This window comes from Nostoc sp. NMS7, assembly GCF_017115085.1.
GTDB lineage: Bacteria > Cyanobacteriota > Cyanobacteriia > Cyanobacteriales > Nostocaceae > Nostoc.
Genome location: NZ_JABXKJ010000101.1, coordinates 1 through 9,648, shown reverse-complemented (window position 1 = coordinate 9,648; position 9,648 = coordinate 1). Strand labels below are relative to the sequence as shown.

Below are 9,648 nucleotides of genomic sequence, written 5' to 3'. Positions count from 1 at the left end.
GTTTTTGAAGGTCATTTACTTCTATTATGTCCTAATCTATGCTTCGGTTGCTATAAAGCTAAAGGCTGCTCAATTGTAGCTAACGTGTTAATTACCCAGGTATGAAGATGCTCTCTGCGATTAATAAAGGCTACTAATGGCCCTGTATCGATGATGACTCGCTGCTTCATTCAGTTCCTAAACCTTCAAGATATTAGACTTCTTGCATAAATCAAAAAAAGAACCCCACCCTGCTTTTGACTTACGCCAAATTCTCCCCCTCCCCGCAAGCGGGGAGGGGCTGGGGGTGGGGTGTTAGGGACTTTTGCAAGAGGTCTATTGTTTGTTGGTCGCCAAATCACCGGGGCCACCATCGACGCAACCAGCAAATTGTTGAGCTGCTGCCAAAAATGAAATAGGCTTAATTTGTTCAATGTTTGTATTTTGTTGTCCTAGCTGACTTTGCAGAAACTCAATAAAATCTAAGACCTCTTGTTGCTTCTCTGGCAGGAGCGATCGCATTTTTTCAGTTGCAGTTTGTATAATACTTAAGAGAACCTCCAGACGTTATTCATTCGTCTTTTCTGCATCCAATTACTTTAGTCTAGCAGGCTAACACTTTATGGAGCAAACGGACAAAATATCTTGGTTGGATGCAAATTTTATCTGCTGCTGCTCAATTTAGCTGGAACACTATATTTAATCTAAAAAATCGTCATTTAAAATAGTCTTTCATTTTACAGTTTTTCTTTGAGCAAAATGCTTTTCAAATCTAAAAACGAGACTCCATAAGAGTTATACTGCCTGAAGCATCAAAACAGATTGTTCCTAAATAACCTAGCAACTTGCATTTAGGCTAGAAATAGGCTCTTTTTTCTATCGCCACTGAAAAACCTTGCATTACCTGAATTGTAAGAGCGATCGCTAGGTTCGGAGTAATCCCAAGAGTGCATTTGACGGAAAGGAAGACCCATCTTTTGGAAGACATACTTCTCTTTCACACCAGAAGCTACAAGGTCGGGCTTGAGGGCTTTGATAAATTCCTCGAATTCGTAAGCGGTAACATCGTCATAAACGATAGTGCCGTTTTCGATGTAGCCAGTGGTACGTTTGTAGTCGTCATTATGAGCGAACTCATAACCTGTACCAATCATCTTCATGCCCAAGTCTTGGAAAGCTGGGACAACGTGGCGAGGACGTAGACCACCAACCATGATGGCGACAGTCTTACCTTCCAAACGTGGGCGATACTTCTCAAGAATCGTATCCATTGTGGGCTGATACTTGGCGATGACTTTCTCAGCGTTTGCTTGGATTGTCTCGTCAAACTTAGAAGCAATTTCCCGTAAAGATTCAGCAATCTTGGTGGGGCCGAAGAAGTTGTATTCCAACCAGGGTATACCATAAGCTTCTTCCATGTGACGGCTGATGTAGTTCATCGACCGGTAGCAGTGGATGAGGTTCATCTTCACATTGGGGGTCATCAACATTTCGTTGATGGTGCCATCACCTGACCACTGAGCGACTACGCGCAAGCCGAGTTCTTCTAACAGGATGCGGCTAGCCCAAGCATCACCACCGATGTTATAGTCACCAATGATCGCTACATCATAAGGGGTACCTTCAAATTGAAGTGTACCGTCTTTCTTAGCTTGGTCGGATCTGGTGAACACCCAGTCACGAACCATGTCGTTAGCAATGTGGTGACCCAAAGATTGGGAAACACCCCGGAAGCCTTCGCAACGCACAGGTACAACTGGCTTACCAATTGTTTTCGATGTCTTGCGAGCAACAGCTTCGATGTCATCCCCAATTAGACCAATGGGACATTCAGATTGAATGGAAACACCACGGTTGAGGGGGAAAAGTACATCAAGTTCTTCGATCAGCTTGGTAAGTTTCTTGTCACCACCGAAAACGATATCTCGTTCTTGGAAGTCGGAGGTGAAGTGCATGGTACCAAAGGTATCAATACCTGTGGTGCCGATGTAGTAGTTACGACGACCAGACCAAGACCAGTAACCGCAACCTACAGGCCCGTGGCTGATGTGGATCATGTCCTTAATGGGACCCCAGACCACACCTTTAGAACCGGCGTAAGCACAACCACGAGCGGTCATTACCCCAGGAAGAGATTTGATATTAGACTTAACGCCGCAATCGGACTTACCTTCTTCGTATACGTTTAAGTGCTTTTCGCGCTTTTTGGCAGCTTTTTCTGGGTAAGCACTAAGAACTTCTTTAATTAGTTCTTTTCTTTCTTCGATGATGTTTTGATTTTCTGGAGGTGTCATACTTAGCCTCTGTGACTCGTAAGGATCGGGGCATAGGGGGACTAGGAGTCCCCTCTAAGGTTAGGGGGGAGATGTAAGGGAGAGGGTAAAAGGGAAGATATGAAACTCTTCCTTTTTCCTTGTGCTAAAGCGTTATTTCTTAGCAGCGAATTATACTACAGGAGCTTCAGCAGCACTCTTACCAACTAGCATTGCAGTATTTTCGTCGCTTTCGAGAATACCGAATTCAATCAACAATTCTTCTAGTTCTTCCATTTCGATGGGTGTAGGAATAGCTAGATTTTTGTTGTCGATAATTTTCTGAGCCAATGTCCGATATTCGTTAGCTTGGTTGCTTTCTGGTGCGTACTCGTTAACAGTCATACGGCGTAATTCTGCGTGTTGAACGATGTTGTCACGGGGTACGAAGTGAATCATTTGGGTGTTCAACCGTTTTGCCAAGGTTTCGATCAATTCGATTTCCCGGTCAGTGTTACGGCTGTTACAAATCAAACCACCCAAGCGCACGCCACCGGTGTGAGCATACTTAAGAACACCACGAGCGATGTTGTTAGCAGCATACATCGCCATCATTTCACCAGATGTAACGATGTAGATTTCTTGGGCTTTGCCTTCACGAATAGGCATAGCGAAACCACCGCATACAACGTCACCTAATACGTCGTAAGATACGAAGTCTAGGTTTTGGTAAGCACCGTTTTCTTCTAAGAAGTTGATGGCGGTGATGATACCACGACCGGCGCAACCTACACCTGGTTCTGGCCCACCAGATTCTACGCAACGAACGTCACGGAAACCGGTTAGCATTACTTCTTCGAGTTCGATATCTTCTACTGCACCACGTTCTGCAGCGAGGTGAAGAACGGTTGTTTGAGCTTTGCTGTGCAGCATCAAACGGGTGGAGTCAGCTTTGGGATCGCAACCAACGATGAGGATGCGTTGACCCATTTCTGCCATAGCTGCTAAGGTGTTTTGGGAAGTGGTAGATTTACCGATACCGCCCTTACCGTAGAAAGCTATCTGTCTAATCTTTTCTTCAGTCATGATTCGTGTTTCCCTGCAATTGGTTGGTTGGTGGGTATGCGCGTTTGTCAGTTGCGTTCACGCCAGTTGAGCGACAGTAGTGAGCGCGTGTAGAGCATCGTTGGTACCGTTGGCATAAATACCTGCCGGGGGCGATCGCTCCACAGCTAAAATGATCGAAAGTAAGTACATATATTTCCTGGCTAAATTTTTTTTCTTTTGTCCCTAGTCATTAATCATTTATCCTGACTAATGACTAGGAGATTACGCAATTTACAAATACGCCATAATGTGTTTCAGGTTGAAAAACTCAATAGGATTTGATGTTGCTATTTGTCAACAATCAATGCATAAATCCTATTACTTGTTCAAAATAGCGCCCTTCATGTTTGTGACACGCTCTAGTGCAGCTTTGGTGTCTTCTGCTGACTCTCCACGCACAGCCATTGCTTCACCGAGATGCTTGGCGATCGCATCGAAGTGTGGTTGCTGTAGATTCATTCCCGCGTGGGTTTTGTCCATTGGACGACCGGCGTATTGCTTTGGCCCCTCAAATATCTGAGATAAGAAAGCAACTAGATGATTACGTTGCTTGACCATATCTGTACCAGCAAAGATGGGATTGAGGAGGCTGTCTGTCGCAATGCGTTTGTGGAGTTCATCTACTATTTGTTCAATAGCTGGTTGTCCGCCAAGTTTGTCGTACAATGTACTCATATTCTGTTCCTTTGAAGCGAGTTAGATGATTAAATTTGCAAGTAGGCGCTTAATCTATGAAGCTTATATGCTGTTAGCCGTCATAGTGGTAGGACTGATACCAATTCGTAATTCGTAATTAAGAAAGTTAGATTTGAATCTGTTGCTTTCTTTTGGCGAATTGGTATGAAGCATTGAGTGGAGACAATGATTCGGTTCAAATCCTACTTTCTGTTCCTGGCTGAATGCATATTAGGGCGTATTTGTAGAGTACGCTAAGTCCTACAGCAATTCCTAAACTGCTTCGACTACAAGGCTCTTGCTGACACGATCTTGTAATCTGGCTTCGATCGCAATTTTTAGAGTTGCTGTACTACTAGAACAGGAACCGCAAGCACCTTGTAGCACAACTTTAACGCGATCGCCTTCGACATCATAGAGTTCTACATCTCCCCCGTCAGCGATGAGTACGGGTCTGACTTCTTCATCGAGAACTTTTTGAATTAAAGCAATCTTTTGGACGTTGGTTAGCGATCGCTGCTTGGAGGTAACAATTTCTGTGGCAACTTTTACGCCGTAATCGTTGAGAGCAGGTGAGGCGTATTCCTGTTGAACTGATTTGATTATATCATCAATATTTGCCAGACAGGAACCGCATCCGCCACCAGCTTTCACATAATTTGTTACTTGTTCAGCACCAGTGAGATGATTTTCTAGAACCACGCGACGAATTTTAGACTCGCTGATCCCAAAGCAACTGCAAACTAACGCGCCTTCATCATCATCATCATGGGTAGCTAGAGGTATGCCACGATAATTATAGATAGCGGCTTCTAGCGCTTCTTGTCCCATAACAGAGCAGTGCATTTTAGCTTCTGGTAAACCACCCAGGTAATCTGCAATATCTCTGTTGGATACTTTCAGAGCTTCATCTAAGGTTAAACCTTTGATCATTTCGGTTAATGCACTAGAAGATGCGATCGCACTAGTACAGCCAAAAGTTTGAAAACGAGCATCTAGAATCTTATCAGATTCTACCTCAACTTTCAGGTGCAATCTCAGAGCATCGCCGCAAGCAATGCTACCGATTTCTCCCATTGCAACCTTAACCCCAGGTTCGCTCGTTTCTTCGATTGCTCCCTGATTTTTGGGATCGTAAAACAGTTCTAATACTTTATCAGTGTAGTCCCACATAATGAATTTTAGATTTTAGATTTTGGATTTTAGATTGGGGGAGTGGGGAGTAGTAAATTCTTTATTCCCTATTCCCTACTCCCTAATTAGCGATGCGCCAGTGCTTGCTCTTGTTCTTGCAGCCAGCCTGCATTATCATTTTTGAAGGGTGAGAGGGCGCGTAAACGCTCTACAATACTGGGCATTACCTCTATCACTTGATCGATTTCGGCTTCTGTGGTGTAGCGACAAAGGCTGAAGCGGATGGAACCATGCAAAGTTGTATAGGGTAAGCCCATAGCCCGGAGGACGTGGGAAGGTTCCAGTGAGCCGGAGGTGCAAGCAGAACCGGATGAGGCGCAGATACCGTATTTATTCAAGGATAGTAAGATTGCTTCACCTTCAATATACTTGAAGCCGATATTTGTGGTGTTGGGCAATCTCTGCGTAACGTCACCGTTAACGACACAATCGGGAATTTTAGCGAGTAAACTTTGTTCGAGGCGATCGCGCAGCCTGATTTCTCTTTTGCTCGCTTCTTCTAAGTGTAACAGTTCTAGTTCCGCAGCTTTGCCCAAGGCAATAATTGCTGGAACATTCTCTGTTCCCGCCCGACGTCCGCGTTCTTGGTGTCCGCCAATAATGAAGGGACGGAACCGAACGCCGCGCCGGATATATAAAGCACCAATTCCTTTCGGCCCGTGCAGCTTATGACCAGACAGGGTTAACATATCCACAGTGCTAGTCTTCATATTCAAGGGGATTTTTCCCACTACTTGCACCGCATCTACATGGAAGATAGCGCCATATTCTTTCACCCGTAACCCAATCTGTTCAATCGGGAAAACTGTCCCTGTTTCGTTATTAGCATACATAATTGTCACCAGGGCGGTGTTACCCGTCAAGGAAGCTTCTAGTTCATCTAGATCCAACTGCCCTTGATGATTTACTGATAGATAGGTAACAGTGTAACCTTGGGTTTCTAATTGTTTGCAGACATTGAGTACTGCTGGGTGTTCAACTTGGGTGGTGATGATGTGTCGCTTTTCTGGTTGCGCCAAAAGTGCGGCTCGAATCGCGGCGTTATCTCCCTCAGTACCGCAACTTGTATAGACAATTTCTGACTCATCGGCTCCCAGGATAGCTGCAAGTTGTTCTCTTGCAGTTCTCACTGCTCTACCGACTTGCCCACCAAATGTATGCATACTGGAGGGATTGCCGTAATAGTCCGTCAGGTAAGGTAGCATTACCTCTATAACTTCTGGGTCTACCTTAGTGGTGGCATTATTATCGAGATAGATGCAGTTGTTTTGCATTGTTGTCTTCAATTAAGAATTACGAATTATTTAACGTAAGCTTCAGACCCCACCGATTGGGGTTGACGCTTTTGCAACTGTTCAGAGTATTTCTGGGAATAGCAGTTAAACCAACGCTCCCAGTAATCTTGTTTATTAGTTAATTTAGCAACTACGTGGTTGTAATTGGTAAACCAGCCTTCCCAGTAATTGCTAGGCTGCTTAACGCAACCGTCGCAGGTGGGACAACCAGCTTTACACTGAGGCATGGTATGAATGCTACCAACGCAGTTTGTACAAAGTTCAGAGTCAATCCAGTGTTGTCCTTCAACTATCTTAATTGCACCAGTGGGACATACAGATAGACAGAGATTGCAGGAAATACACTGGCTAGTAATTTTGTAAGCCATGATTATTGTCCTTTTTGGGCAAGGGGCATTGGACATTGAGAATTGGGTGTAGGGCAGGGCATTGAGGATAATTCTTGTCCCATGCCCCATGACGCCAGTCGCCTCAAGTCGGCAGAGCCGCCCACGGCGCAGGCTCCCCCATGCCCTATTCCTTAATTTCTAATTCCTGAACGTATTGCTCGTAAAACTCCAAAGCAACCTTCTCAATCACGTCGTAAGCTTCAATACTCTGTATTCCAGCTTTTTGCAATTTTTCTTGAGGACTGTTACCAATTTTGGAGACTAAAACTGCTTTGCAATCTGCGATCGCTTTCATAATATACTCAAAAGAAGCTTCCTCGCCGTATCCACCTTGGCAGTATTGGTCAATTTTGCGATGACCGACAAAGCGAGCATCCTTTCCATCCACTTCGTAAATTTGGAATTCTTTGGCATGACCGAAGTGCTGGTTAACCAATCCGCCGCCTTTGGTTGCTACTGCAACTAGGATTTTGGGACTGTTGGCAAATTTCTTGCCCTCAAGAGCCTTGTCTTTGGCAACTTTAAGCTCTTCTTTAAACTTCTCAATACCTTGGTGAACTTCTTGACGTTTCTCCATGTCATATTCTGGAGTCATTTCCAAGAATTTCTCTTTGGAAAATTCTTGGCTGCGGTCTTCTCCCAATAATCCGACTGCATCGGCGCGACACTGGCGACAGTGACGCATCATTTTCATGTTACCAGAGCAGTTGTCTTGAACTTCTTTGAGTTCTTTGGGTGTGGGACCGCGTTGACCGATTAAACCGAAGTGTGTGCCATGTTCTGGTGCAGAAATCAATGGCATGATGTTGTGCAAGAATGCACCTTTCTCACGAATGACTCGATTCACTTCGACTAAGTGATGGTCATTAATTCCGGGAATCATCACGGAGTTGACTTTACACAAGATGTCAGCATCTTTCAGGGCTTGCAATCCTTCCATCTGTCTTTCGTGGAGAATTCTTGCGCCTTCAATGCCTCTGTAACGCTTGCGGTTGTAGTGAACCCAAGGATAAATCTTAGCACCGATCTCTGGATCTACCATGTTAATGGTGATCGTAACGTGATCTATATTTAATTGTTTAATGCGATCGATGTAGTCGGGCAACATTAAACCATTGGTTGATAAGCACAGCTTAATGTCTGGTGCTTGGGCTGCAATCAACTCAAATGTGCGGAAGGTCTTTTCTGGGTTCGCCAGTGGGTCGCCAGGTCCGGCAATTCCCACAACTGTCATTTGAGGAATCTTGCCGCCAATGACCAAAGCTTTGTGTGCAGCTTCTTCTGGTGTTAGCAACTCGCTAACTACTCCAGGACGGCTTTCGTTAGCGCAGTCATATTTACGGTTGCAATAGTTGCATTGAATGTTGCAAGCGGGAGCAACTGCAACGTGCAACCGGGCATAGTGGTGATGGGCGTCTTCGCTGTAGCAGGGATGTTTAGCAATGCGTTCTTCGAGCTTTTGATCCCTTTCCACCGTGGCGCTGCTGGGGCTGTCGCAGCCGCAACCACCGGATTTTGCTTGGGTTGTTGTCGATTCCGTAGCAGGGGTGTTGAGGAGTCGTGTAGACGGTGATGTCATTGAGTTTCGCAAAAGGTCGGTGGACTTGGCTGCCACTGTGGGAGATGGTGTTGCTACTCTTATATGCCGAGGAATTGAAGTCGCGTCTTCCACACTGCCTGCAAACCCTTGGGTTTGGGTGACTTGTTATCAAGTAAGGCAGGCAATATATATTTGATGTTCGGCTGGTGTGTGTCAACGTTCGGTTCTTGGGTAGAATTTGTGCTTACAGCCGCGACTTCTATTCACTTTAGGCATGGTGCTATGTCATCCCTCCACTCACTCTCCGCTTTGTTTTGTGTCAGAGCGTTAAGTGATTGGCGATATAAGATTTATAGCAGCCTTCTCCCAGCTAGATGTTGCGTCTATCTAGCATAGAATTTATTGGATTTATTACATTTGTACTCAAGTAATAAAAACCCTAATTCTTCAAGCATTACAAGAATTAAAAATTTATTTTTCGGGTAGGGGTTCTAGTATTTTTTGGTTGGGGTTCTAGTGTTTATAGATGGGGGTTCAGGATTTATTTGTACTCAGTCATAACCCAACTCCAGCAAGGACTTTAACTAACTGAAAACTGGGTTTGGGTTATTTAAATGTGTACTCAGATTGCCCTCAATTTCCGTCAAAAGCAATAAATGCCAAGGGTTTGAGGGTGAAAAACTGGAGTAATATATATCGTTCTACTCCAGAAAAAAAGCGAGATTCAATTCTGTATCTAACATATCATTTTTTTGAGGGTAAAAATGCAATTTATATTTTTTTAATTTTTGCTTTGGGAATTATATTCAATTGTGGTTCTAAGTCTTATCTGGCAACCTATACAGGCTTGTGAAAATAGATGTCTTGCTGCACATATTTTTCAAAAAGTTTAACTTTTCAGTTCTTGTTTTTCATTTTCACAATCAGGAGATGGGTAGGAAACTCTGGGATTTTGTGTTTGAGAGAAACAACAAACTATAATCTAGCATGATTGTGCGATCGCAATGAATTTTCTTAATTGCTCGTTCCGAACCTTAGCGATGCCTTCTCTACGAGAGGCTTCTCTTTCAGAGACGCTAACGCGAACGCCAATGGCGGGCTATCGCCAACGCTCTTTGTTACTGATACCATTTAGCTACAATTAAACCAAGGTAAAAAAATCGTATCCGCTCAATAAGTTGCGGTAAGCAAAAATTATTAGCGATTGTTGAATCAAT

General features: G+C 44.2%; 8 protein-coding genes. All 8 read right to left on the bottom strand.

The genetic code is table 11. The features are described 5' to 3' along the window. Nucleotides 1-315: 315 nt before the first annotated feature. The 8 genes from HWQ38_RS10880 to nifB all read right to left on the bottom strand — a co-directional run bounded on the left by HWQ38_RS10880 (nt 316) and on the right by nifB (nt 8,470). Nucleotides 316-501: a hypothetical protein gene (locus HWQ38_RS10880; RefSeq protein ID WP_292793131.1), complete on the bottom strand. Its 186-nt coding sequence runs from the start codon at nt 499-501 to the stop codon at nt 316-318. Nucleotides 502-830: 329 nt separating this feature from the next. Continuing rightward, nucleotides 831-2,273, bottom strand: coding sequence for a nitrogenase molybdenum-iron protein alpha chain (gene nifD, locus HWQ38_RS10875; RefSeq protein WP_292793129.1), 1,443 nt, complete (start codon nt 2,271-2,273; stop codon nt 831-833). Between the two features lie 150 nt (nt 2,274-2,423). Further along, nucleotides 2,424-3,317 (bottom strand): nitrogenase iron protein, encoded by an 894-nt coding sequence (nifH, locus tag HWQ38_RS10870; protein ID WP_292793127.1) that lies wholly within the window; start codon nt 3,315-3,317, stop codon nt 2,424-2,426. A gap of 339 nt (nt 3,318-3,656) precedes the next feature. After that, complete coding sequence (locus HWQ38_RS10865; protein ID WP_292793125.1) at nt 3,657-4,013, bottom strand: group 1 truncated hemoglobin; 357 nt, start codon at nt 4,011-4,013, stop codon at nt 3,657-3,659. 273 nt (nt 4,014-4,286) lie between these two features. Further along, the gene (gene nifU, locus HWQ38_RS10860; protein ID WP_292793123.1) at nt 4,287-5,186 is read right to left on the bottom strand and encodes a Fe-S cluster assembly protein NifU; all 900 of its coding nucleotides are present in this window, start codon (nt 5,184-5,186) and stop codon (nt 4,287-4,289) included. Nucleotides 5,187-5,272: 86 nt separating this feature from the next. After that, nucleotides 5,273-6,481, bottom strand: a complete 1,209-nt coding sequence (gene nifS / locus HWQ38_RS10855) for a cysteine desulfurase NifS (RefSeq protein ID WP_292793121.1) — start codon at nt 6,479-6,481, stop codon at nt 5,273-5,275. Nucleotides 6,482-6,507: 26 nt separating this feature from the next. Next, nucleotides 6,508-6,870: a 4Fe-4S binding protein gene (locus tag HWQ38_RS10850; RefSeq protein WP_292793119.1), complete on the bottom strand. Its 363-nt coding sequence runs from the start codon at nt 6,868-6,870 to the stop codon at nt 6,508-6,510. A 145-nt stretch (nt 6,871-7,015) separates the two neighbouring features. Further along, nucleotides 7,016-8,470, bottom strand: coding sequence for a nitrogenase cofactor biosynthesis protein NifB (gene nifB / locus HWQ38_RS10845; RefSeq protein ID WP_292793133.1), 1,455 nt, complete (start codon nt 8,468-8,470; stop codon nt 7,016-7,018). Nucleotides 8,471-9,648: the final 1,178 nt, after the last annotated feature.

What these genes read in the sequence shown, in the direction of transcription:
- HWQ38_RS10880 (WP_292793131.1), bottom strand. Translation starts at nt 501, where the DNA reads ATGCGATCGCTCCTGCCAGAGAAGCAACAAGAGGTCTTAGATTTTATT.
- nifD (WP_292793129.1), bottom strand. Translation starts at nt 2,273, where the DNA reads ATGACACCTCCAGAAAATCAAAACATCATCGAAGAAAGAAAAGAACTA.
- nifH (WP_292793127.1), bottom strand. Translation starts at nt 3,317, where the DNA reads ATGACTGAAGAAAAGATTAGACAGATAGCTTTCTACGGTAAGGGCGGT.
- HWQ38_RS10865 (WP_292793125.1), bottom strand. Translation starts at nt 4,013, where the DNA reads ATGAGTACATTGTACGACAAACTTGGCGGACAACCAGCTATTGAACAA.
- nifU (WP_292793123.1), bottom strand. Translation starts at nt 5,186, where the DNA reads ATGTGGGACTACACTGATAAAGTATTAGAACTGTTTTACGATCCCAAA.
- nifS (WP_292793121.1), bottom strand. Translation starts at nt 6,481, where the DNA reads ATGCAAAACAACTGCATCTATCTCGATAATAATGCCACCACTAAGGTA.
- HWQ38_RS10850 (WP_292793119.1), bottom strand. Translation starts at nt 6,870, where the DNA reads ATGGCTTACAAAATTACTAGCCAGTGTATTTCCTGCAATCTCTGTCTA.
- nifB (WP_292793133.1), bottom strand. Translation starts at nt 8,470, where the DNA reads ATGACATCACCGTCTACACGACTCCTCAACACCCCTGCTACGGAATCG.